At 66.3% G+C, this 22252-nt stretch carries 21 protein-coding genes; 10 read left to right on the top strand and 11 right to left on the bottom strand.

The genetic code is table 11. The features are described from left to right. Positions 1–42 precede the first annotated feature (42 nt). Positions 43–528, top strand: a complete 486-nt coding sequence (locus PGP17_RS02010; RefSeq protein WP_270374040.1) for a GAF domain-containing protein — start codon at positions 43–45, stop codon at positions 526–528. A gap of 80 nt (positions 529–608) precedes the next feature. Further along, the gene (gene glsA / locus PGP17_RS02005; protein WP_270374039.1) at positions 609–1922 is read left to right on the top strand and encodes a glutaminase A; all 1314 of its coding nucleotides are present in this window, start codon (positions 609–611) and stop codon (positions 1920–1922) included. A gap of 8 nt (positions 1923–1930) precedes the next feature. Here glsA and PGP17_RS02000 read toward each other — a convergent pair whose 3' ends face one another. Both PGP17_RS02000 and PGP17_RS01995 read right to left on the bottom strand, forming a co-directional pair. Then, complete coding sequence (locus PGP17_RS02000; protein WP_270374038.1) at positions 1931–2629, bottom strand: SdpI family protein; 699 nt, start codon at positions 2627–2629, stop codon at positions 1931–1933. After that, a complete protein-coding gene (locus PGP17_RS01995; RefSeq protein ID WP_270374036.1) occupies positions 2626–2910 on the bottom strand; it encodes a metalloregulator ArsR/SmtB family transcription factor in 285 nt (94 codons plus the stop codon). Before PGP17_RS01995 ends, PGP17_RS02000 begins: the two co-directional genes overlap by 4 nt. A 54-nt stretch (positions 2911–2964) precedes the next feature. Between PGP17_RS01995 and PGP17_RS01990 the strand changes: the two genes are divergently transcribed. The 3 genes from PGP17_RS01990 (at position 2965) to pyrF (ending at position 5962) form a co-directional block, all read left to right on the top strand. Beyond that, positions 2965–4302 carry an alpha/beta hydrolase family protein gene (locus PGP17_RS01990; protein WP_270374034.1) on the top strand — a complete coding sequence of 446 codons (1338 nt, stop codon included), beginning with the start codon at positions 2965–2967 and terminating at the stop codon, positions 4300–4302. Between the two features lie 66 nt (positions 4303–4368). After that, positions 4369–5214, top strand: coding sequence for an SDR family NAD(P)-dependent oxidoreductase (locus tag PGP17_RS01985; protein WP_135945046.1), 846 nt, complete (start codon positions 4369–4371; stop codon positions 5212–5214). 61 nt (positions 5215–5275) lie between these two features. Further along, the gene (gene pyrF, locus PGP17_RS01980) at positions 5276–5962 is read left to right on the top strand and encodes an orotidine-5'-phosphate decarboxylase (protein ID WP_270374031.1); all 687 of its coding nucleotides are present in this window, start codon (positions 5276–5278) and stop codon (positions 5960–5962) included. 76 nt (positions 5963–6038) lie between these two features. Here pyrF and trxA read toward each other — a convergent pair whose 3' ends face one another. The 6 genes from trxA to tsaE all read right to left on the bottom strand — a co-directional run bounded on the left by trxA (position 6039) and on the right by tsaE (position 15419). After that, on the bottom strand, positions 6039–6359 hold the full coding sequence (gene trxA / locus PGP17_RS01975; RefSeq protein ID WP_135945044.1) for a thioredoxin TrxA: 321 nt from the start codon (positions 6357–6359) through the stop codon (positions 6039–6041). A gap of 96 nt (positions 6360–6455) precedes the next feature. Beyond that, positions 6456–10103: a double-strand break repair helicase AddA gene (addA, locus tag PGP17_RS01970; protein WP_270374029.1), complete on the bottom strand. Its 3648-nt coding sequence runs from the start codon at positions 10101–10103 to the stop codon at positions 6456–6458. Then, complete coding sequence (addB, locus tag PGP17_RS01965; RefSeq protein WP_270374028.1) at positions 10100–13156, bottom strand: double-strand break repair protein AddB; 3057 nt, start codon at positions 13154–13156, stop codon at positions 10100–10102. Before addB ends, addA begins: the two co-directional genes overlap by 4 nt. Continuing rightward, the gene (locus tag PGP17_RS01960) at positions 13134–13880 is read right to left on the bottom strand and encodes a nucleotidyltransferase family protein (protein ID WP_270374027.1); all 747 of its coding nucleotides are present in this window, start codon (positions 13878–13880) and stop codon (positions 13134–13136) included. The genes addB and PGP17_RS01960 overlap by 23 nt, the downstream gene beginning before the upstream one ends. After that, positions 13877–14983, bottom strand: coding sequence for an aminoglycoside phosphotransferase family protein (locus PGP17_RS01955; RefSeq protein WP_270374025.1), 1107 nt, complete (start codon positions 14981–14983; stop codon positions 13877–13879). Before PGP17_RS01955 ends, PGP17_RS01960 begins: the two co-directional genes overlap by 4 nt. After that, positions 14970–15419, bottom strand: a complete 450-nt coding sequence (gene tsaE / locus PGP17_RS01950) for a tRNA (adenosine(37)-N6)-threonylcarbamoyltransferase complex ATPase subunit type 1 TsaE (protein WP_270374024.1) — start codon at positions 15417–15419, stop codon at positions 14970–14972. The genes PGP17_RS01955 and tsaE overlap by 14 nt, the downstream gene beginning before the upstream one ends. A gap of 126 nt (positions 15420–15545) precedes the next feature. On the opposite strand from tsaE, the gene PGP17_RS01945 reads away from it, so the two are divergent. The 3 genes from PGP17_RS01945 to gdhA all read left to right on the top strand — a co-directional run bounded on the left by PGP17_RS01945 (position 15546) and on the right by gdhA (position 18612). Next, a complete protein-coding gene (locus tag PGP17_RS01945; RefSeq protein ID WP_270374023.1) occupies positions 15546–16769 on the top strand; it encodes an NAD(P)/FAD-dependent oxidoreductase in 1224 nt (407 codons plus the stop codon). Positions 16770–16839: 70 nt separating this feature from the next. Next, complete coding sequence (locus PGP17_RS01940; RefSeq protein WP_270374022.1) at positions 16840–17160, top strand: 2Fe-2S iron-sulfur cluster-binding protein; 321 nt, start codon at positions 16840–16842, stop codon at positions 17158–17160. A gap of 99 nt (positions 17161–17259) precedes the next feature. After that, a complete protein-coding gene (gene gdhA, locus PGP17_RS01935) occupies positions 17260–18612 on the top strand; it encodes an NADP-specific glutamate dehydrogenase (RefSeq protein WP_270374020.1) in 1353 nt (450 codons plus the stop codon). 143 nt (positions 18613–18755) lie between these two features. Here the strand turns inward: gdhA and PGP17_RS01930 are convergent, their stop codons facing one another. Beyond that, a complete protein-coding gene (locus tag PGP17_RS01930; protein WP_270374019.1) occupies positions 18756–19508 on the bottom strand; it encodes an SDR family NAD(P)-dependent oxidoreductase in 753 nt (250 codons plus the stop codon). 105 nt (positions 19509–19613) lie between these two features. On the opposite strand from PGP17_RS01930, the gene PGP17_RS01925 reads away from it, so the two are divergent. Together PGP17_RS01925 and PGP17_RS01920 are read left to right on the top strand one after the other, a co-directional pair. Next, the gene (locus PGP17_RS01925) at positions 19614–20525 is read left to right on the top strand and encodes a LysR family transcriptional regulator (RefSeq protein ID WP_270374018.1); all 912 of its coding nucleotides are present in this window, start codon (positions 19614–19616) and stop codon (positions 20523–20525) included. 112 nt (positions 20526–20637) lie between these two features. Further along, positions 20638–21279 carry a hypothetical protein gene (locus tag PGP17_RS01920; RefSeq protein WP_270374016.1) on the top strand — a complete coding sequence of 214 codons (642 nt, stop codon included), beginning with the start codon at positions 20638–20640 and terminating at the stop codon, positions 21277–21279. Between the two features lie 378 nt (positions 21280–21657). On the opposite strand, the gene rplT is transcribed toward PGP17_RS01920, so the two are convergent. After that, a complete protein-coding gene (gene rplT / locus PGP17_RS01915; protein WP_135945034.1) occupies positions 21658–22014 on the bottom strand; it encodes a 50S ribosomal protein L20 in 357 nt (118 codons plus the stop codon). A 32-nt stretch (positions 22015–22046) separates the two neighbouring features. After that, complete coding sequence (gene rpmI, locus PGP17_RS01910) at positions 22047–22250, bottom strand: 50S ribosomal protein L35 (RefSeq protein ID WP_135945033.1); 204 nt, start codon at positions 22248–22250, stop codon at positions 22047–22049. Between the last annotated feature and the right edge of the window lie 2 nt (positions 22251–22252).

The following is a 22252-nucleotide window of genomic DNA, read 5'->3' as shown; positions in this document are numbered from 1 at the left end:
GCTGCGACAATCGGTGCACGTCCTGTCTGAACAGAGACCCCAATGCCCATCTCGACCGACCCACCAGCGCAGGAACCGTTTCCCGCCGATTACGAAGCGCTCAAGATCCGTATCCGCCGGGCGCGGCCGCATCTCGAGCGCGTCCTTCATGTGGCGGCACACGCGTTCGACGCGGGCGCAGCTGTCGTCTCGCTCAGCGGCAATGACGAGATTTCGTTCGTGGTGCGCCACGGCGCCCCTCATTTTTCTTTGCCTTATCGTGTCGCATTCTGCAGTCACGTCATCGACTCGGGCGCCATGCTGGTGATCGAGAACGCGGCGAGCGATCCGGTTCACGGGCAGAATCCGCTGGTGAAGGATATGCCTTTCCTGCGCTTCTACGCCGGTGCTCCGTTCACGGCGCCTGACGGACGGGTGCTCGGCGCCGTGGCCGTCATCGATACCGAGCCGCGCTTCCGCTTCAGCGAGGGCGACCGCGAGGCGCTTGCCCACCTGGCCGCGATCGCGAGCCACCTTGCTTTTTCCTGAGGCAGAGTCCGGTTGCTGCACGGGGCAACCAGTGAGACGGTGAGCGCGTTGTTGCAGCTCAACTCGCTTCGGGACCGATCTTGACCCAATCCCCACCCGACAAGGTGCCCGCGCGGCCCATCAGCGCTTTCACGACCCGCCCGGCCCAGTTCGAGCGGGCGGAGGCTGGTGAGGAGGCTCGCCAGACTGCTCAGGATGCCTTCGCGGCCATGTCCAGGACCGGTCCGGTCACGCCGCGACGCCTGGCCGAGCGTCTCGAATCTCAGGGTCTGGAGCGTGACGATCCCCGCCTGAAAGGGACTTGGGCCGCACTGGGACGGGCGCCCGACACGCCGTTCGACGCATCAACCTTTTGCGACTGCCTTCCTCGGGATGAATGCCATCTGGTCGGCCGGGCCGTTGCCGGAGCCCTGGTCACCGGGGAGTTCGGCCCGTTTCGTCAGCGCGTCTACGACCTCTTCCACTACGCCTCTCAGGAGACTGGCGGGCAGGTTGCGGCCTATATCCCGGAACTGGCCAAGGCGGATCCGGATGCCTTCGCGCTCGGCGGTTGCACGATTGACGGCCAGCGCCTGTCGATCGGTCTGAACGAGGGCGACGAAACGCGCGAGTTCTGCGTCCAGTCCGTCATGAAGCCCATCAATTATGCGATCGCGCTTGAATTGCTGGGCGAGGAGGTGGTCCACACCTATGTCGGACGCGAACCGTCCGGGCAGAGCTTCAACGAGATCACGCTGGATCGGCTTCGCCGGCCGCACAATCCGATGATCAACGCCGGGGCGATCATGACGAGCGCGCTGATCCGGCCGACGCACGACATGAATTCACGGTTCGATTTCGTCCAGCGCGTCTGGCGCTCGGCGTCTGGCGGTGAAGCCCCTGGCTTCGACCGGGCGACGTTCGATAGCGAGAGCCATCACGCCGACCGCAATTACGCCCTTGCCTACTTCATGCGTGAGCACGGGGGCTTTCCCGAAGAAGCGGACCTGTTCACGACGATGGAGCTGTATCTTCGCTGCTGCTCCATCCAGACCGATGTCCGCCGCCTCGCGGCCGTGGCGGCCACGCTGGCCAATGGCGGCGTCAATCCGGTGACCGAACGTCAGGTCTTCCAGCGTGAGACGGTCAAGGACGTCCTGTCCCTGATGCTCTCGTGCGGCATGTACGATTTCTCCGGCGAGTACGCCTTCACCGTGGGCCTTCCCGCCAAGTCGGGAGTGTCCGGGACGATGATGATCGTGGTCCCGGGTGTGGTGGGCCTGGCCCTCTATTCGCCGCGTCTGGGCGCACAGGGCAACCCGGAGCGCGGAGTGGAATTCTCGCGTCAGCTGGTGCGCAGCTTCCCCTGGCATGTCTATGCGCCGATCGTATCCGACCCGAATATCGGGCAATGACGCTCCGTCTAGGCCTCTCCGCTCTTGTCGGCGGAGAAAGTCTCCCGGTTCGGGTCGCGGCGCCATACCAAGTAGGACAGGATCACCGCGCCCACGGCTGACAGCCCGGCTCCGCCAGCGAGAACGGCGAAACCGGTCCCGGTCTGTCCAAACGCGAACAGAAGCAGCGCAACGAGGCCGACAAGGACAAAGGCCCGGCCTGTCCATCGATGGGTCACGTCCCATGACACGTCAGATGACAGGGTCCAGGGCGAGCGCACCCCCACGAACCAGTTCGGCCGGGCCTTTCCGAGCACATTGCCGACACCGACCAAGAGAAGGGCGCATGCGCCACCAACCACAAGTGCGGGCGTGCGAGAGGAAGGGGCGAGGACACCCACCGCTGACAACGTAACGAGAGTCTGCACGCAGGCCAGAACGACAAGCGAGCCGATCCAGCCGGTCAGGAAGACGGAAGGCGAGCGGGCCAGATTGCGCCCGCGAGGGTCAATCAGCGGGGCGATAGCGAACAATCCGGTCAGGGCTATCGCGATGCCGGGCAGAATGAGGAAGGCCTCGACCTTGCCGCCATAGCCATCGACGTCGCCCGCGCTGTTCCAGTGTACGGGGATATGCACCCCTTCTGGCGTCATAATCCAGCCAAAGCCTGTCAGCCCTGAGATCACGGCGAGCACGGGCAAAGAAAGCAAAAGTCCAGCTCTGATCATCGAGAATCCTCCTTTTTGGTAACGCTTCGCCCGAGCAGCTCCATCACGGCGGCAAGCGCCTCGTCGGCGACGGTGACATTGAGCCGGTACCGGATCGATGTGCCCGCACGTTCAGCCTGGATCAGGCCGGCGTCCTTTAGCGTGGCGAAGTGCCGGGACATGGTCGGCTTGGAGACGGGGAAAGCCCCGGCCAGGTCTCCGGCGCTCATGGGTCCGGCGCGCAATCGGCGCAGGACAGCCCGGCGAACGGGATGAGCGAGAGCGGTGAAAACATCGGTCATTGCCAATTATTAGTTATTTTGCTAATTAGCGTCAATGCTAAATAATGGAGTTGGATGATGCGCCTGCTTGTTCTTGTCCTCCTGTCTCTCGGTTGGACTGGTTCGGCTTTCGGCCAGCCGCTTTCCGGCGTCTGGCACGGCCGACTGGAGGCGGGTTCAACAGATTTGCGCATGGAGCTCGAGCTGCTTGCGCAAGATGAGGGACTTCAGGCTTCGCTCATTTCCCTTGATCAGGGCGGGGCCCGCATTCCGGCGAGCGCCGCTGAACGGGACGGGACCCGCCTTCGCCTAACGTTCAATTCCATCGCAGCGCGCTACGAGGCCGAGGTAATGCAGACCCGTCTGAGCGGTGTCTTCGTTCAGGGCGGGAGAGAGTTCGATCTCGAATTCGTGCGGGGGCGGTTTGATGGAGAGCGCGCACCCGGGGCCGTCATGGATCGTCCTGGCGATGATGTATTCGTCGACGGCGCCGTAAGACTGGCCGGGACGTTGCTACGGCCGGACACGCCCGGCGCGGCGCCTGGCGTCGTCTTGTTGAACGGATCGGGTAGCCAGGATCGCGACTCTACAGTGGCTGGCCAGCCGGGGTTCGCCCTTCTGGCGGAGGCTCTGGCTGCAGAAGGCATTGTCACGATCCGGATGGATGATCGCGGCGTGGGTCAGTCTGATCCGGTGCCGCCGGACAGTCCGTCAGACCTCGCCCGCGATGCCGCGCATGCCTTGACGTTCCTGAGGGGGCGGCCGGGCGTCGACCCGGCTTGTACCGGCTTTGTCGGCCACTCAGAAGGCGCACTCATCGCCTTCCTGGCCGCCGGACAGCATAGCGATCCCGCCTTCATTGTCTCGCTCGCGGGCATGACAGGACGTTTGCAGGACATTTTGGTAGAGCAGGGTGAGGCACTGAACCGGGCCATGGGCGCAACTGAACAACAGATCGAGGCAAACCGCGTGATGCAGGAAGCTGTTTTTGCGACCATTGAAAACGCCGCGCCGGGCGAGGCCGGCCAAGAAATCGAGCGAACCATGCTGGCGAATGGCGTCGCTGCGCAAGTCGCTGCCCAGCAGGCGCGCATCTGGGGTCAAACCTATGTGGTCGAGCATTTCAAGCTTGAGCCTCGGGCTGCTTTCGCGCGCTATGAGGGGTCTGTTCTTGCCTATTATGCCGAGCACGATCTTCAGATTCTACCTGGCCCGAACCGGCGGCGCTTGGAGGCAGCGCGTGAGGGTCTGCCCACTCGGATCGAGATATTGCCCGGCCTGAACCATCTGTTCCAGGAGTCCGAGACCGGTCTTCCCGCCGAATACGCGACCCGGGGCCACGCCATGGCGCCGACCGCGCGCGAGACGATCAGCCAGGGCGTTGCGGCCTGGGCCCGGCAGGCGTGCGACTAGCCTCCGCTGGACAAGCGGGCGGTGTATCTTCACCTTCGTGTTCAAAGCGAACAGAAGGAATCCGCCATGTCCCGCCGTCTCTGTCTTGTTACTGGCGCCAGTTCGGGAATCGGCGCGGCACTTGCCCGTGAGTTCGCCAATCATGGCTGGGACCTCGCCCTCGTCGCGCGGCGCGAAGACCGGCTGGGCGAACTGGCCGAAGAGCTCAAGGCCAAATACGGCGTGGACAGCCTGATCATCGCCGACGACCTGTCCGAACCCGGTGCGCCCGAGCGCATCGTGAAGGCCGTCGCCGATGCCGGGCGCCAGATTGACGGTCTCGTCAACAATGCCGGCGCCGGGCAGCCCGGCATGTTCACCGAGACGGACTGGACCGATCAGGACCGGTTCCTGCAGCTGATGGTGACCAGCTATCTGCACCTGGTCCACCTGATCGCGCCGGGCATGAAGGCGCGCCGCTTCGGGCGTATCATCAACGTCTCGTCGGTCTCTGCGCTTCTGCCGAGCGCGAAGGCTCACACGCGCTTCTCCGGCACACTCTACCCCGGAGCAAAGAGCCTGCTGATCAAGCTGTCCGAAGCCCTGGCGCTCGAGCTTGAAGACGACAATGTCCATGTGACCGCCTTGTGCCCGGGCTATACCTGGTCGGAGTTCCACGACGTGAACGGCGCCCGGCAGACGGTCTCTAACCTGCCCAAGTTCTGGATGCTGACAGCCGAGGATGTTGCGACGGCCGGATATGATGCCGTCTCGCGCGGTGTCGTCACGCGCGTCCCGGGTGCCTGGTACAAATTCCTTGTGGCGGTTGCCAAAGTTCTGCCGGACCCGGTCGGCCGTGCGCTGATGCGAATGCAGGAAAAACGGATGGCGGCGCAGGCAGGGGCAGCGGCCGGGACGTCGTCGGCGGGTTGAATTGCGGGACGCGCGCGGCAATAAGCGCGCCGGTGACTTGCCGCTTTTCCAGGAGTTCGCCGTGTCCGATCCCCGCCTGATTACCGCCCTCGACCTGCCCACGATCGACGAGGCCGAGGCCCTGGTCGCCACGCTCGGCGAGGTCTGCGTGCACTACAAGATCGGGCTTCAGCTCCTGCCGGTTGGCGGTATGGACCTGGCTGCCAGACTCAAGGCGCACGGCAAGCAGGTCTTTCTGGACTACAAGTTGCACGATATTCCGGCCACGGTGGAAAAGGCAACCCGGTCCATCACCGCAGCCGGCGCCGATCTTCTGACCGTGCACGCCGAACCGCCGGTGATGCGTGCGGCGCACGCGGGCCGGGAAGGGTCGGATCTCAAGATTCTTGGCGTCACGGTGCTGACCGCCTATGACGACGCGATGCTGACCGAGATGGGCTATGGCAGCGGCGCGCGCAATCTGGTGTTGCGCCGGGTCGAACAAGCACTCGAATGCGGTCTGGACGGGGTCGTGGCTTCACCGCAGGAGGCCGAAGAGATCCGCGCGCAGTTTGGCGAGGGCTTTCTGATCGTGACGCCCGGCGTCCGGCCGGCCGGGACGGATGCGGGCGACCAGAAGCGCGTGGCGACACCGGCAGAGGCGCTGCGCGCGGGTGCCAGTCATCTGGTGATCGGGCGTCCGATATCGGCGGCCCCGGACCCGAAGGCGGCCGCGACGGCGATCCTGGCGGAGATGGCACGCGTCTGACGCATACTAATAAAAATGCCGGTGAAGGCTGAGCCCGCACCGGCATCTTGTCGTCGAAAAAAGAGTGCCGAAGCGCCTAGAGCGTTTCGTTGATCCATTCCTCGATCTTGCCCTTGGCCATCGCGCCGACCTTGGACGAGACCGGCTCGCCATTGCGGAAGATCATCAGCGTCGGAATCCCGCGCACGCCGTACTTGCCCGGCGTCATCGGATTGTCGTCGATATTGATCTTGGCGACCGTGATTGCATCGTCCTTTTCAGCGGCAATCTCGTCGAGCGCCGGGGCGATCTGCTTGCAGGGCCCGCACCACTCGGCCCAGAAGTCGACAAGAACCGGCCCGTCCGCCTTGAGGACGTCGGAATCGAAGGATTCGTCGGAAACGGCTTTGATCGCCATCGGGCTTTCTCCTTGAAAGTCAAAACCATGGCCGGCCCATGGCGAGCCGGGGGTCGAAACAACTTGCTACAGACCTAGGAAGCCGCCGCATCCCGGTCAAGCGTCTGGCCGCCTTGATGAGCGCGTCAGCGCATCATCAAGAAGCGCATCCGGCAGCGCCATCAGACGCGGCCCGTCGGTCCACAAGAGCGCGCAGTGCACAGGCTTGCCGGGGTGGAGCGCCTTCAGGAGCGCGCGATAGGCCGCCATCTGGCCAAGATAGACCGGGGCGACGTCCTCAGGCTGTGCCGGCGGCGGGCGGTTGGTCTTGTAGTCGATGATCAGCACGTCGCGCTCGGTCACGACAAGACGGTCGATCTGTCCGTTCACGGTGACGCCGGGGGGAAGGCCGGGAGCCGATCCGGTGATGGCTACCTCGGCGCGCGACCCGGGACCGAAGATGGGCGCGAAGCGGGAATCGGAGAGGACGCCCAGGGTTTCGGCCAAAATCTCATCGCGCTGCCACGGCTCCAGATCCTGACGCGATTGCAGATAGCGCCGGGCAGACTCCTGACGTCGGTCGGGCTCGATGTCAGGCAGCGTCTGCAGGAGCTTGTGGATGACCGCGCCGCGCCGGAAGCGGGCCTCGCCGCCGGGCGACAGGGGCGATAACGAGGCGGGGGCAAAGTCTTCGCCGTCCTCTTCGACAAGCCGGGAGGGCGCGACCGAACGCGGCGCCTGAGGCTCCTCGGGTGCTTGCGCCGAGGTCCATGCGGGCAATGGGGCTGGCAGCGTCTCGCCGCTGCGATCCCGCTTCACGGCGGGCGGCGCATCGCCGAGACGCCGGGCCGGCGGCGCCTCCCACTCATAATCCTCCGCAATGTCGTGAATTGCCGTGCGGACCTCTTCCCAACCCGGCCCGGTCCAGGCGTGAGCCAGGCGATCGAGCCAGGAGCCCGGATCGATCTTTCCGCCGATGCCGTGAGTGTGGCCGCAGACGATCAGCCGGTCGCGAGCGCGCGTCAGAGCGACGTAGAGCAGGCGCGTGTACTCGCCGTCCGCACTCAGCTCGTCTTCCTCCTGCAGCTCACTGACCAGCTCGGGTGCATTCTTGGCGTCTGGCGCCCACACCAGTCCGGCCTCGTCATGAACGAAGAGCGAAGCGCCGCGCGCTTTGGGGATCTGCGTGGTGTCGGGCAGGAAAACGATGGGGGCTTCCAGCCCCTTGGCGCCATGCACGGTCATCACGCGGATCTGCCTGCCTGCCCCTTCCATCTCCCGCTTGATCTGCGCCGAATCGGCGTCCAGCGAGGCGATGAAGCGGGTCAGCGAGGGCGCGCCTTCTCGTTCATGCGACAGCGCCCGGTTCAGGAGTTCGTCCAGCGGGTCTCGCGCCTCTTCGCCGAGCCGCGCGAAGAAGCGCGACACACGGGATTCCCCGGTCGAGGAGACCTCGCCCAGGAAGGTCGCAAAGAAGGCGTAGGGCGCATCCCGGTCGACACGCGCCCGGGCCCGGTCGAGCGCATCGCGCGCCTCCAGGAAGCGGGGATCGTCGCTATTGCGCATCTTATCCCAGAGCCGGCGCTCGGGCCGGCGGCTGAGGTCGAACAGCGCGTCGTCGTCGATCACCGGCGCCGCCCCGATCGGATGGAAGGCCGGGCTCTTGAGAATCTCGGCGAGCGACAGATCGTCCTCGGGCAGGAGCGCGAAGCGGGCGAGCGACACCATGTCCTCTACCGCGAGCTGGTCGGTCAGCGTCATCCGGTCGGCCCCTGCCACGGGCAGATCCTTGAGTTTCAGCCGGCGGATGATCTCGTCGAAAAGTCCGCTGCGCTTGCGGACCAGAATGAGGATATCGCCCGGTTCGGCCGCACGCGGCTGCCAACCATCGGACCCCTCCTGCCACACCCGGTCACCGCGGCCGAGAATGGCTTCGATCTCGCGTGCCACGGCTTCGGCCAGCTGATTGCGGGCCGAGTCGGTGCGGCCGGTGTCGACCGGGGTCAGATCGATGGACTCCTCCTCAGGCTGAGCCGGCTTCGGCACGGGGGGCCAGATTTCCACACATCCCGGCGTGCCCACGCGTGCGGCCCGGTGGCCGGCATAGGCATGAAACGCGATCGGCTGCCGCTCGCGCGCCGTTTCGGGCGCTGACATCAGGAATTTGACTTCCAGCGAGCCGCCTGCCTGGCCTGTCGGCACGCCGAGCGCGGCCTCCTCCGCGCTGAAGGCGAGATCTACGGCGCGCAGGACTTCCGGGCTGGACCGGAAGGAGACATCCAGGGGCGGGCGGGCGAAGCCGATCCCGGCTGCTTCGGCCTGGGCGTGGAGCCGGATGCCCTGAGCGATGAACAGGCGCGGATCGGCGTCCTGAAACGAGTAGATGGACTGCTTCTCATCGCCGACGCAGAACACGGTGCGCACGACGGTGTCGCTGGTATCGCCTTCGCCGGCGAAGAATTCTTCACTCAGCGCATCGACCACGGCCCATTGATCGGGCGCGGTGTCCTGGGCCTCGTCCACAAGGATGTGCTGGAGCCCGCGGTCGAGCTTGTACAGTGTCCAGTCCCGCGCGTCGGAATCGGTCAGCAGTCCGCGGGCGCGCACGACCAGATCGGAGAAGTCGACCTTGCGACGCTGGACGAGCTGGGTTTCGTAGTCTTCCAGCAGCGCGGCGCCGAGCCGGATGGCGGCGCGGCTGAGCGTGTTGGTACTTGCGGCCCGAACCCGCGGCAGCACCTCGTCACGCATGCGGTGGATTTCCGAGCCTTCCTCGCCGTAGAGCGTGCGCAGAATCGTGTAGGTTTCACCGAGCTTCTTTGTGAAGAAGCTCTTGCGGAACTCGCCTTTGCCGGTCAGCAGGAAGTCGCAATAGGCGTCGAACCCGTGCACCGGGTGGAGCAGCGCGGCCGCCAGAGCCACGGCAAGCCGGTCTCCGCGTTCGATATCCTGCGTCGAGGTCGCGGCCGAATAGGCGCTCTGGGCCGCTTCCAGGTCGCCGGGATCGGTCTCCATCCAGCCATCGGCCTTGGCCGCCGCCTCGCTCAGGCTCGGGGGCACGCCGAGTGCGGCGCTGACCCTGTCCATCAAGGCCTCGGGCGAGCCCGCCTGCGCAAGCGCCTGGCCGAAACGATGGCGCTTGGCGGTCACGAACCCGGCGAGGGTCTCCGGCCCGGAGGGCCCGGCAAGGTCGAGCAAGGTCGCGATCGCGCGCGCGATCTCCCCGCCCGGATCGGCAGACGCCCGAGCATACAGCCGCGTCAGACAGGCGCGCTGCAGTGCGCGCGCTTCGGACTCGTCCTGAGTCTCGAAGCCCGGCGGCAGGCCGGCCTCCAGCGGGAACTGCCGCAGCAGGCGTTCGCAATAGGCGTGCAGCGTCTGGATTTTCAGCCCGCCCGGTGTCTCGAGCGCGCGGGCAAACAGGCGCCGGGCGCGCGCGAGCCGGTCGCGGTCGCCGGCCATGGCGGGCTCGAGGCTTTCCAGCTCGGCCGAGAGGGCAGGGTCCGAGAGGGTCGACCATTCGCCCAGTTTCTTGAAGAGACGGGTCTGCATCTCTCCCGCCGCGGCCTTGGTGAAGGTCACGCAGAGTATGCGCTCCGGCTCGGCGCCCTTCAGCAGCAGCCGTGCGACGCGGTCGACCAGAACGCGCGTCTTGCCCGATCCCGCATTGGCTTCAACGAAGACGCAGATATCCGGCGCTGCCGCGGCGCGTTGCGCGTCGCTGGCAGACTTCACGATGGCCGGATCGAAACCGGGTGCGCTCATCCTCCCGCTCCCTCGTCGCCCGCTTCGGGTGCGCTCGCCCATTCCTTGCGCCGGGCCAGATGGTCGTACTCGCCATAGTCGTGGGTGTATTTCGCGCGCGGCTGGCTGGGATAGGTGCGGGCCGGGTCATCGAATTTCGCGACCCAGTCCTGCAGGCGCGAAAGCGCGGTCTCGGCCAGTTCGATGGCCTCGGTCTTGCCCACGGCGGAGGCTTCCATGCCGGGTTCGCGCCCGCCTGAGATGCGGACATAGAGCAGGTCTTCGCTCTCGTGGCTTGGCGCGTCGGCAAAGCCGCCATGGGCCGCGATCGCGGCCTCCAGCGGCAGCTGCGGTGCGAAGCCGACCTCGACCTCCTTCTTCCCCGGAATCCGTCCCGTCTTGAAGTCGATGATTTCCAGAGCGCCGGTCTGGTTCATGTCGATCCGGTCCGCGCGTGCGGTCAGGGTGAAAGGCCCTGCGAGGCTTTCGAAGGTCAGACTGCCTTCGCATTCCAGCGCGACGGGCCGGATTTCCATCTCCCGCCGGTCCGTCTCCCACTCGGTGATGAAGCGGGCGACGCGGGCAAAGCGCGGCAGTTCCAGGCCCAGCTCCGCTTCGCTGAAGCCGGCTGCGAGCAGGGCCTCGCGCCCGGTCTCGACCAGGCGTTCCACGGCATCGCCCGGCAGGACCTCGGAGTCGGGCAGGGTTTGCGTCCAGCGGTGGAGGGCGTCGTGATAGGCCGTGCCGCGTTCGGGCGGACCGGCCGGCCGGTCCAGCGGATCGAGTTGCTTCAGTCCCAGGATATAGCGCGCGTAGATCGAGTACGGATCGCGAATCCAGGTCTCGATCCGGGTCACCGAAAGCTGGCGAGGCCGGGCCTCGACCGGCGGTGCGGGCTCAGGCGGCCGGATCGCGGTCCCGAGATCGCGCGAGGGCGTGTCGGTTCGACGGGCGAAACCGCAATAGTCGACTGCCGGCGCCAGGGCGCGCTCGGCCTCTTTGCCCAGGGCGCCGCGGGCCAGCGTCTGCAGGCGCCAGAGCCAGCGCGAGGCCACTGCCGGTGCACCGTCGACGCGGCGCGAGCGGGTGAGGATCACGTCGGAGCCCATGGCCAGCTGCGCAAAATCGTGGGCGGCCAGACCGAATCGGCGTTCGGGCGCGGACAGGCCGACCGCTGCGCGCATACCGCGTGACATGAAGGGATCGACCTTGGCGCGCGGCGGCCATCCGCCTTCGTTCAGGCCGGCCAGGATTACTCTGTCTGCGGAGACCAGGCGCGCTTCGAGCGGTCCGAGCAAGGCGAGGCGGGGGTGAGTGCCGAACCGCGGCCGCACGCGCCGTGTCCGCGCGGTCTCCAGCAGGGCGCGTGAGAAATCGCGCAATCCCATCTCCGGCAGGATCTCGGCTTCTCGGAGGAACTCCCGCATCAGCTGGGCGGCCGATTCTCCGGCCTCCCCGGCCCACAACCGATCCGCCCCGGAGCGGGTCTCGTCCGCGCTCAGCGCTTCACCGGCGCGCACCAGCGCCTCGGCCCAGCGCGCAGCCGGTTGGTCCCCGGAGAGCTCCAGCAGCGGGGTGAGGGCGTCTTCGACGGCTCCGAGAAGCGACTGGGGAGAGGGGCGACCGGTGACTTCCTCCGGGAAAGCCTCCGCAACCCGCTGGCGCACATCGGAAAAATTCTCGCCCGGGCGTCGTCCGCGCAAGGCCCGGCGTTCGATCAGGCCAAGCTGAGGGCGCAGCGTAGCCCGCTCGCGGCCCAGTGTGAAAAGAGGAGAAGAAAACATCGCGGCCAGAGCCAGGGCGGATCCCGGGTCCAGCGCGACATCGAGAATCCGCATCAGGAACGCGCCCGATGCCGTGTCGGAGAGCGCCTCCCCGGCCGAGTCGTCCAGCGGGACGCCGTAGCGGCGCATCTCGGTGGCGATCCGGCGGGCCAGGGCGCGGTCGGGCGTCACGACGATGGCGGTCCGGCCCGGGGTCTCCAATGTCTCGCGCAGCATGAGGGAGATGGCGCGCGCTTCTTCGGATTCGCTGCCTGCCTCGACAATGGACAAGCCGTCGAAGGCATCTTCGAACACGCGCTCGCCCCAGCCCTGACGCAGATCGTCCACGCGAGAGACCCAGTCCGACGTCGCCTCGGCGGCCCGCAGGGCTTCGCCCATGACCCGGGCGCGTGCCGCCGCTTGGCGCCCTGTCGCAACGCCCGGCCAGAGCCGCACATCGCTGCGGCCCAGCCCCATCTGGTCGAGAAGGCTCTTCATCGAGCGCTGGGGATGGGAGTCGTCGATCGCGTCCCAGCCGGCCTGGTCCATCTCGTGATCGAGGCCGGGCAGGATGACCGCGCCCCTGGGCAGGTTGGCGACTGCGACCAGAAGCTCGGACGCGGCGGGAATGGAGCCGGTCGAACCGGCTGCGATTACAGGCGCTTCGGGCGGATGATCGCGCCAGCGACGCGCCAGGGCCTTGAGCAGGGCCGAGCGCCGGGCCGCCGGGTCGGTCACGCCCAGCTCGTCCAGCCGGGCCGGCCAGGCGGCCATGACGATGTCGAGAAACATCGCCGCTTCCTGCATGTGCGCAGGCAGCACGCTGCGCACGGTCTCGTCGAGCCGCGACAGGTCGGCGATCTCTTCGGTGGCCATGTCGTCGATCAAGCCGGCCAGATCGTCCGCCAGCGCAAGCGCCGCGCCGACCCCCATCGAGCGCCGGCTGGCGCTTTCGCGCTTGAGAATGAGGCTGGCCAGCTCGAACCGGCGCCGCGCGGGATCGACCGCGGGCGGTGCGATATCGGCCAGTTCGCCAGGTTCGAAAGGCGGTTCGTCGGCATCGACGTCGCCAATGGGGCGAATGGCCGGCAGAAGCGCAACGCCTGCACCGGTTTCGCGAGTGCGCGCAAAGGCTTCGGCCAGGGCGCGTCCGGCACGCCGCGTGGGAACCAGAACGGCCAGCCCTGCAAGGGCGTCCGGGTCGGGAAAGGCCCGGTTCAACGTGCGGGCAAGCGCGTCCAGAAACCCGGCCGAGGCGGGAAGGGTGAAAACGCTGGGGCGCTGGGGGTCAAACAGGTCCGGAGATGTCATTGCGAATCAAGCCTAGACGATTTTGCGCTTCGTCTCTCGCCTGAGGGTCGCCGACATGCATCCAGAAGGCCTGCATGGGCGTGCCGTATACCCGGCCCTTCTCGAGGGCTCTATCCCATAAACGGTTGGTGGAAAAGGCTTCCTGCGGCTGGCCCTGCAGCACACGCGGATGCATGACCTGAACCCCGGCATAGGCGTGCAGCGGTCCGCTGCCCTGGCCCCGGCGTGCGACCCGGCCGTCGGCTTCGAGGTGGAAATCGCCCGCGCCGGGGAAGCCCAGATTCTGCCCGATGGGAGACAGCAGCAGCCGGAAATCCATGAGGTCCGGGTCGAAGCCGCTCGCGAGCCGGTCGAGCTCCGCCTCGTCTTCGTCAATCCAGAGGGCGTCGATGTTAGCAACGAAAACAGGGTCTTGGCCAAGACTGGGCGCAGCCTTGACGAGGCCTCCGCCCGTGTCGAGCAGACCCTCGCGCTCGTCGGAGATCAGAATGCGCGGACCGCGCCGGCGCGCTTGCAGATGCGTTTCGAGCCGGTCGGCGAAATGGTGGACATTGACCACCGCCTCCTCGACGCCTGCTGCATCGAGCTTGTCGAGCGTCCAGTCGATCAGGGGCCGGCCGGCGACCTCCACGAGCGCCTTGCACCGGTCGTCGGTCAGCGGGCGCATGCGCGTCCCCCGCCCGGCAGCCATGACCATGGCGCGTTTCGGCCTTGGGGCGCTCATGGCTGGGCCTTAAGCGCATCGGGCACATAGCGCTCCACGAAGGCCCGCACGTCCGCGAGCGCCGGATGGGCGAGGTCGCGATTGAGATGGGCCGACATGCGCGGCAGGAGCGGCAGGTATTTCGGCTTGCCATCGCGCACCGCACTACGCACGCAGAAGCCGTAAATCTTCATGTTGCGCTGGGCGCCGAGGATGGAATACGCGGCCTCGAACCCTTTCGTATCTGTCAGGCGCGCCTTCTCGACGAAGCGGTCCTTCAGCGCCTGGTGCAGGCCCGGACTGACATCGCGCCGCAAATCCTCCAGCAAGGAAACCACGTCATAGGCCGGGTGGCCGAACAGCGCATCCTGAAAATCGAGAAGCCCGACCCGGGCAAGCCCCTCGCGCTCGGGCAGCCAGATCAAATTCTCCGCATGAAAATCACGCAGCACCAGGCCGGGTTCGGCCGTGCGGCTCTGCGCCAGCGCGTCACGCCACAGCCCGCGCCAGTGATCGCGCATGTCGTCGCTGACCGTCACGCCCGCGCGCTGGGCCGCGTACCAGTCGAGAAACAGTTCGCTTTCGGCAATCAGCGCGGTGTCGTCATACTCCAGCACATCCCAGCGCCCGCCTTCGCGCCAGTGAACCGTGTCGGGAAAACTGGAACGATATAAAGCGGCCAACGCATCAATGGCAGCGGCGTAGAGTATACCCTCGTGCGCCGCGTCGGGGATAAGGCGGGCAAACAAACCGTCGCCCAGATCCTCGATGATCGCCAGTCCGGCGTCGAGATCGGCCGCTTCGATGCGGGGCGCGGAAAACCCGCGCTGCGTCAGCGCTTCGGCGATCCCGGCAAAGGCGGCGATGTTGTTTCCCGCCAGCCGCGCCGTCGCCGTATAGCCAAGCTGGAGCCGCTCCTCCACCGAGGCGCCGGGCGGGCAGCTCGCCGTTTCGCGCGCCGCCGGGGCATCCATCAGGATGGCCTGCCGGGCCCCGTCATCCAGCCGGAAATAGCTGCGCGTCGACGCGTCGCCGGGAAAGGGGATGACGCGCGCATCGCCCCAGCCATGGGCCTGCAAAAAGTCGTGGCGAGCCCCGCCGCGATCGTTCTCAGATGTCGTCAAGACGGGTCTCCCATCCGCCAAACCCGCGCAGAACGGCGCGCCGTCCGCCGGGGGTGAATTCCAGCTCGATCTCGATACGGCGGTCGGGATACTCGACCAGCCGATCGGGCCATTCAATCAGGGCGATACCCTCGCGCCAACTCTCTTCCAGGCCCAGCTCATCGAGTTCGTCGGGGTCCTCGACCCGGTACAGGTCGGCGTGCGCGAGCGGGATGCCGGAGCGTGTCTCATAGCTCTGGATCAGTGTGTAGGTGGGGCTGGGAATGTCGGTTTCGCCGGTCAGGGCCTCGATCGCGGCGCGCGCCAGCGTGGTCTTGCCCACGCCCAGCTCGCCCGAGAGCAGCACCGCATCGCCCGCGCCGAGCTGCGTGGCGAGCCGGCGCGCGAAGGCGGCGGCGGCGTCCGGATCGGGCAGGTCGAGAATTCGCGCGCTCATGGCTTTCGCTGATAGGACGCGGCGCAAGGCCCTGCAAGCGGTCAGCGCGGCTTGACTTCCTCCCGGCCGGGCGCTGGCATGGCGCGGACGTGAAGCGGCACCAGAAAACCGGGAGATCACAGGCGCATGGGCGATCAGGCAGGGGTTGTCATTGTCGGGGCCGGACAGGCCGGCCTGTCGGCCGCTGCAGAATTGCGCAAGCGCAAGTATGAGGGTCCGGTCACGCTGATCGGGGACGAACCGGCCCTACCCTACCAGCGCCCGCCTTTGTCAAAGGCCTATCTGTCAGGCGAAATGGCGCTGGAGCGGCTGTGGCTGAAGCCGGAAGCCTGGTTCGCCAAAGCCGATGTAAGTCTTCGTAAAAACACACGAATCAAGGCCATCGACCGCAGCGCGAGCGCCGTGCTGACCGACGATGGAAGCCGGATTGCCTACGATCATCTGATTCTGGCGACCGGGGGACAGGCGCGCCGGCTTCCCTTGCCGGGCGCGGACCTTCCCGGCGTCTATGTGCTGCGCAACCTGGCCGAGGCCGACCAGCTCTCCGAGCATATGAGCCGGCTCAAACACCTTGTCATCGTGGGCGCGGGCTATATCGGGCTGGAGGTCGCGGCCTCGGCGCGAAAGCGGGGGATAGATGTCACCGTCATCGAGGCTGCCGAGCGTCCGATGGCGCGCACGGCCAGCCCATTACTCGGGGGCTGGTTCGGTGCAATCCACCGCGGTTATGGCGTGGATGTGAGAGTATCCTCATGCGTGGATTCCATTACCGGCGGTGATTTCGCTACAGGTGTCCGCCTGACGGACGGCAAGACGATCGACGCCGACGCGGTGCTGATCGCGGCCGGTCTGGAGCTGGAAACGAGCTTGGCGGAGGCGGCCGGATTGACGGTCGATGACGGCATCTGCGTCGACGGTCAGGCGCGCACCGGCGACCCGAACATCTATGCGGCCGGAGACGCCGCGCGCTTCTACTCGAAACGCTATGACCGGCATCTGCGTCTGGAATCGGTCCAGAACGCGATCGAGCAGGGCAAGGCCGCGGCCCAGTCCATCCTCGGCATCGAGGCCGAGTACGATCCGGTGCCCTGGTTCTGGTCGGACCAGTACGAACTCAAACTGCAGATCGCCGGCCTGATCGAGGGCGCCGACACCATGATACGCCGCGGCGATCCCGAAGAGGGCTGTTTTTCCCTGTTCCACCTGCGCGAGGGGCGTCTGGTGGCGTGCGAGGCGGTCAATTGCGGACCCGAATACATGGCCGCCCAGCGCATGATCGCGGCGGGCGCGACGCCCGATCCTGAACGTCTGCGCGACCTGAGTGTGGCGATGCGCGACTTCCTGTCCTAAATAGGCGCCAGCACCCATTCTTCTTGCCGCGCGCTGCGCGCACCTTCTGCGACAGGACATTCCAGAGCCCATGGCGAAAATCACCTATATCGAGCATGACGGGACCGAGCATGTGGTCGAGGCCGAGACCGGCCTGACCGTGATGGAAGCGGCGATCCGCAACATGGTCCCCGGCATCGACGCCGATTGCGGCGGCGCGTGCGCGTGCGCGACCTGTCACGTCTATGTCGACGAAGCCTGGACGGAGAAGACCGGCGAGCGCGCCTCGATGGAAGACTCCATGCTCGATTTCGCGACCGACGTTCAGGACAATTCGCGCCTGTCCTGCCAGATCAAGATTTCCGACGCGCTGGACGGGCTGGTGGTCCGCCTGCCCGAAGAACAGGGCTGAAGACGCCCGCCTGCCCGATTTCAGGAACGGCTCGCCCAAGTGACCCGTTCGGCCTAACTCGCCCCTTAGCCAATCAGCGACCGGAGGGAGAGAGTGGCGATGACCGGCACGCCGTGCGATCTGGACATGTTCATGGACTGGGTGAGCGCACGCTCGCCGGGCGAAGACACCTACCATCAGGCGGTGCGCGACGTGGTCCGCGATGTCCTGCCCCTGGTCGAGGCGAACGAGGCCTATGGCAGGGACCGCGTGCTGGAGCGCCTGGCCATCCCCGACCGGGTGATCGCCTTCCGTGTGGTCTGGCAGAATGACGAGGGCGGGACAGAAGTCCATCGCGGCTGGCGCGTCCAGGCGTGCAACGCGGTCGGTCCCTACAAGGGCGGGCTGCGCTTCCACCCCGAGGTCACCCTGTCGGACCTGAAATTTCTTGCCTTCGACCAGACGCTGAAGAATGCGCTGACCGGATTGTCGCTCGGCGGCGGCAAGGGCGGATCGGATTTCGATCCCAAGGGCCGCTCCGACAGCGAGATCATGCGGTTCTGCCAGGCCTTCATGGGCCAGCTCTGGCATTTCACCGGCCCGCGCACCGATATCCCGGCCGGCGACATCAATGTCGGCGAGCGCGAGATCGGCTATCTGTTCGGCGCCTACAAGAATTTGCGCAACGAGTTCGAGGGCTCGATGACCGGCAAGGGCCTGTCCTATGGCGGCAGCCGGCTTCGCACCGAAGCGACCGGGTATGGCCTGGTCTATTTTCTCAAGGCGATGCTGGAGGCCGAGGGACGGGCGCTGGATGGGCAGCGCGCCGCGATCTCCGGCGCCGGCAATGTGGCGATCCATGCTGCCGAGAAGGCCATCGAGGCCGGAGCGCAGGTCATCTCCCTGTCCAATTCCGACGGGACGCTGGTGATGGAGGACGGCTATACGCGCGAGGATCTGGCCTGGCTCAAGACGCACACGCTCGATGACGGCAAGCGCCTGGCCGACTATGCGCAGGACTGCGGACGCGGCGACTGGCGCGCCGGCGAGCAGCCCTGGGGGCTCGCCTGCGATGTCGCGCTGCCATGCGCCACGCAGAACGAACTTGGCGCGGACGCTGCCGGCTCGCTGATCGATAATGGCGTGACGGTCGTGGCCGAGGGCGCGAACATGCCCTGCACGCCGGAGGCGGTGGAGCGCTTTGAGGAGGCTGGCATCCTGTTCGGGCCGGGCAAGGCCGCCAATGCCGGCGGCGTGGCCGTATCCGGCCTGGAGCTACAGCAGAACACCCAGCGCCAGTCGCGCGAACGCGACACGCTGGACACCTCGCTGCGCGAGATCATGACGAGCATCCACGCCAAGATCTGCAGCGAGCGCAAGACCTCTGCCGGGAAGATCGACTACTCGGCCGGCGCGAATATTGCCGGTTTCCGCCACGTGGCCGATGCGCTGGTCGCCCAAGGGCTGGTGTAGGGTGCCGCGTGCCTTTCCGATAACCAGACCCCTCTTTCCTGACTTTCGTCAGGAAAGAGAGGCAGTTGTGTTCTCCCGAGGCCCCGGCTCGGCCTTTGGCCGGCCGGGGTTTCAGGTCTCGGTTTTATCTTGGCCAGGCGTGCCTAGAGGAACATGCCGCCGGAGGCTTCGATGCGCGTGCCGGTGATCCAGCGCGAGTCCGGCGAGCACAGGAAGGCGACGACGCCGCCAATGTCCTGCGGCACGCCGACACGGCCGAGCGCGGTCTGCTGGGCCAAGGCCTCGTTCAGCTCCGGCATGTCGCGCACGGCGCCGCCATTGAAGTCGGTCTCGATGGCGCCGGGGGCGAGCACGTTGACCCGGATGCCGCGTTCGCCGAGCGATCTGGCCATGTACTTGGTCAATGTCTCCACCCCGCCCTTCATCGTGGCGTAGGCGTCATATCCCGGATAGCTGAACCGGGTCAGTCCGCTGGAAATATTGACCACGCCGCCGCCATCGTTGAGCAGGCCGAGCGCGCCCTGGGTGAGGAAGAAGGCCGACTTGAGATGAATATTCATCATCGAGTCGAATTGCTCCGGTGTGGTTTCGGCGAACGGCGCGTGAAGGCCGGACCCGGCATTGTTGACGAGATAGTCGATGGACTGGGTCCCGAACTGCGAGGCCAGTACGGTCCGGAGCTGCTCGAAGAAATCGGGAAAGGCGGCGCTGTCGGCGACGTCCAGCGCGAGCGCCGCCGCCTTGCGGCCCCGCCCCCGGATCGCCTGAACGACCGCTTCGGCCTCGCCGGCCTGGCTGCGATAGGTGACGATCACGTCATGGCCGGACTGGGCGAGTTTCAGCGCCATGTCGCGTCCCAATCCCCGGCTTGCGCCTGTCACAAGTACGATGCCCATCTGTTGGCTCCTTTCAAAAGCTGACGGATGGACACCTAATGCGTTCGACTTTTACGAAACAGTCACGCAGATTTGCCAAGACTTGTCGAAAAGGGCGAACAATCTATGGACCGGATCCGGCAGTACGAGATTTTCATCCAGATCGTGGAGAGCGGGAATTTCACGCGCGCCGCCGAAGCGCTCGGCCTGCCGCGCTCCACGGTGTCGACGGTCCTGCGCGCGCTGGAGGACCGGCTTGGCGAGCAACTGCTCCATCGTACGACGCGCCAGGTTCGTCCCACCCCGCAAGGCGAGCAGTTTCTCGAGGTTGCGCGCGAGCTTGCAGACTCGATGCGGAGTGCCGAATCCCTGTTCGACAGCCGGAGCGGGCCGGTCAGCGGCCGGTTGCGGGTCAACATGACGAGCCAGCTCGCCACCCGGATCGTGCTGCCAAACCTGGCGTCGTTTCAGGCCCGGCACCCGGACCTGGAACTCGAACTGGGCGCGAGCGACCGGCTGATCGATCCGGTCCAGGATGGGGTGGACCTGGTCGTGCGGGCCGCGGAACTGGCCGATTCTGAACTGATCTGCCGGAAGATCGGCGCCATCGCGATGGCCAGCTGCGCGTCCCGCAGCTATCTCGATACCCATGGCGTCCCGGAAAACCCGGACGACCTCTCGCGTCATTTCATTGTGGGGTACGGGCCGTGGGGCGCACCCGATACCCATGTCTGGGAAGGTCTGGGGCCGGAGGGGCTGATCCGGCGCACGCTGAAGAGCCGTGTCACCGTCGACAATACCGAAGCCTACTGGACGGCCGCCCGCCATGGCCGCGGCATCGTCCAGATCCCGCGCTATCATCTGGCGGACCGGGCCGAGGCGGGTCAGGCGCTGGTCGAGGTCCTGGCGGACTTTCCTCCACCTGATCTGCCCCTGTCCTTCGTCTATCCGCGCCGCCGGACCGCCTCGCCGCGCCTGACGGTCTTCATGGACTGGCTGAGCGATCTCGTCCGGGCGGAGGGCTTCCTGGCCTCCTGAGGCGGGTTACCGGCAGAGGCCGCCAGCCGTTTCCCCTGCCCTTGCCTGTGTTTGCAGTTTCGCTTGCCCGGGCAACAACCAGGGGTATATGGTCAAGTCCAGGGTGGGTGCCATGATCAGAACAGTTGCATACCTCATCGCCGGTGGACTTCTGGTGACAGGCTGCCTCAGCCGGGACGCCGCGGGCGCGAAGATCGGGCGATACGAGCTTGTCATCGACGGCGAAACCGCCGCGGTTCTGAGCGGTCAGCGCTATGACAGCCGCCGCCCGGTGCGGGCGAATACGCTGGTTGCGTTGCTCATGACCGAAGGTGCGTCCGAGGCGAGTGCGCGTGCGCTCGCCACGGCCATGCTGCTCGCCGCCGACGAGCATTGTGACGCCTATTTCGCCAATCTGACGCTGACCGACACAGTCCTGACCGGCAGCCTGTCGACGGGACAGGTGGTTGCCAGTGGCGTGGGGTCGTTTGCCGAGGCGAATGCGAACGCCTGGTCCGGCGTCTCGACGATTTTCGGCGGCACCCGCGATGCCCTGCGCCGCGATCTGCTGTCCGAGCAATCGATGCCGATCATCCTCCAGGCGGTCTCGACCGCCCGCAACGAGATCCGCGCGGATATCACCGCCGAGCTCGAGGAGTCCGACATCGACCTCCCCACGACCGCGGCCCGGATCTCGGACTATCACCGTGAATGCGGTGTCTCGGCCGGCCTCTCGCGCCTCTCTGCCGCGCTGGCCGAAGACACGGAAGAGTAGGCGGCGAGCGTGCGTGACGACCCGGATGACGGCCTTTTCTCTTGCCAGCTGTCCTCCCTGGGTTCCGGGTCTCGCTACGCTCGCCCGGAATGACGACGGTCCGAGAGATTTCAAACCCTTACAAGCTTCGTCATCCCGGACTTGATCCGGGATCCCGAGAGCGTGGAGCGCTGTCATCCGATGCTGCCGCCCCGTCCTCTCCTGGGTCCTGACTTTCGTCAGGAAAGAGAGGCAGCTCTGTCCGCCCCGAGGGCCGGGATCGCCCGCGGCCGTCCGGGGTTTCAGTGGGTTCGGCTGGATCGGCAGAGGCCCTAAAAGCAAAAACGCCCGTCTGCGCGGGGCAGACGGGCGTTTTTTAAAAGCCGTGAAACGCGTCGCTTATTTCAGCGCGTCTTTCGCCTGGGTGGCCAGGGCGGCAAAGGCTTCCGGCTCGCGGATCGCGATGTCGGACAGGACTTTGCGGTCCAGCTCGATGCCGGCCTTGTTCAGGCCGTTCATGAAGGTGGCGTAGGTCAGGTCGTTCAGGCGCGCGGCCGCGTTGATGCGCTGGATCCAGAGCGAACGGAAGGTGCGCTTCTTCGCGCGGCGGTCGCGATAGGCGTACTGGCCGGCCTTCTCCACCGCCTGATTGGCGATGCGGAAGGTGTTCTTGCGGCGGCCGTAATAGCCTTTGGCGGCCTTGATGACCTTGCGGTGACGGGCGTGGCTTGCAGGGCCGGTAGAAACTCGAGCCATGATAGGTCTCCTTTAAACGCTACGCGTCAGCCTTAGCGGCTGTACGGCAGGTAATGCTGCTTCACGATCTTGGCGTCGGGGGCCGACAGCGTGTCGGTGCCGCGCTTCTGGCGGATCTGCTTGGGCGTCCGCTTGATCATGCCGTGACGTTTGCCGGATTGGGCCGCCAGGACCTTGCCCGTGGCGGTGACCTTGAAGCGCTTCTTGGCGCCGCTCTTGGTCTTCAGTTTCGACATTT

Source organism: Marinicauda sp. Alg238-R41, assembly GCF_947331485.1.
In the GTDB taxonomy this organism is placed as follows: Bacteria; Pseudomonadota; Alphaproteobacteria; order Caulobacterales; family Maricaulaceae; genus Marinicauda; species Marinicauda pacifica.
The sequence above is the reverse complement of the archived record's forward strand: the minus strand, read 5'-3'. Positions and strand labels throughout refer to the sequence as shown.

What these genes read in the sequence shown, in the direction of transcription:
- PGP17_RS02010 (WP_270374040.1), top strand. Translation starts at nt 43, where the DNA reads ATGCCCATCTCGACCGACCCACCAGCGCAGGAACCGTTTCCCGCCGAT.
- tsaE (WP_270374024.1), bottom strand. Translation starts at nt 15,419, where the DNA reads ATGAGCGCGCGAATTCTCGACCTGCCCGATCCGGACGCCGCCGCCGCC.
- PGP17_RS01985 (WP_135945046.1), top strand. Translation starts at nt 4,369, where the DNA reads ATGTCCCGCCGTCTCTGTCTTGTTACTGGCGCCAGTTCGGGAATCGGC.
- trxA (WP_135945044.1), bottom strand. Translation starts at nt 6,359, where the DNA reads ATGGCGATCAAAGCCGTTTCCGACGAATCCTTCGATTCCGACGTCCTC.
- addA (WP_270374029.1), bottom strand. Translation starts at nt 10,103, where the DNA reads ATGAGCGCACCCGGTTTCGATCCGGCCATCGTGAAGTCTGCCAGCGAC.
- PGP17_RS01920 (WP_270374016.1), top strand. Translation starts at nt 20,638, where the DNA reads ATGATCAGAACAGTTGCATACCTCATCGCCGGTGGACTTCTGGTGACA.
- rpmI (WP_135945033.1), bottom strand. Translation starts at nt 22,250, where the DNA reads ATGTCGAAACTGAAGACCAAGAGCGGCGCCAAGAAGCGCTTCAAGGTC.
- PGP17_RS01940 (WP_270374022.1), top strand. Translation starts at nt 16,840, where the DNA reads ATGGCGAAAATCACCTATATCGAGCATGACGGGACCGAGCATGTGGTC.
- rplT (WP_135945034.1), bottom strand. Translation starts at nt 22,014, where the DNA reads ATGGCTCGAGTTTCTACCGGCCCTGCAAGCCACGCCCGTCACCGCAAG.
- PGP17_RS01945 (WP_270374023.1), top strand. Translation starts at nt 15,546, where the DNA reads ATGGGCGATCAGGCAGGGGTTGTCATTGTCGGGGCCGGACAGGCCGGC.
- gdhA (WP_270374020.1), top strand. Translation starts at nt 17,260, where the DNA reads ATGACCGGCACGCCGTGCGATCTGGACATGTTCATGGACTGGGTGAGC.
- PGP17_RS01960 (WP_270374027.1), bottom strand. Translation starts at nt 13,880, where the DNA reads ATGAGCGCCCCAAGGCCGAAACGCGCCATGGTCATGGCTGCCGGGCGG.
- PGP17_RS01930 (WP_270374019.1), bottom strand. Translation starts at nt 19,508, where the DNA reads ATGGGCATCGTACTTGTGACAGGCGCAAGCCGGGGATTGGGACGCGAC.
- PGP17_RS02000 (WP_270374038.1), bottom strand. Translation starts at nt 2,629, where the DNA reads ATGATCAGAGCTGGACTTTTGCTTTCTTTGCCCGTGCTCGCCGTGATC.
- PGP17_RS01925 (WP_270374018.1), top strand. Translation starts at nt 19,614, where the DNA reads ATGGACCGGATCCGGCAGTACGAGATTTTCATCCAGATCGTGGAGAGC.
- addB (WP_270374028.1), bottom strand. Translation starts at nt 13,156, where the DNA reads ATGACATCTCCGGACCTGTTTGACCCCCAGCGCCCCAGCGTTTTCACC.
- PGP17_RS01995 (WP_270374036.1), bottom strand. Translation starts at nt 2,910, where the DNA reads ATGACCGATGTTTTCACCGCTCTCGCTCATCCCGTTCGCCGGGCTGTC.
- PGP17_RS01990 (WP_270374034.1), top strand. Translation starts at nt 2,965, where the DNA reads ATGATGCGCCTGCTTGTTCTTGTCCTCCTGTCTCTCGGTTGGACTGGT.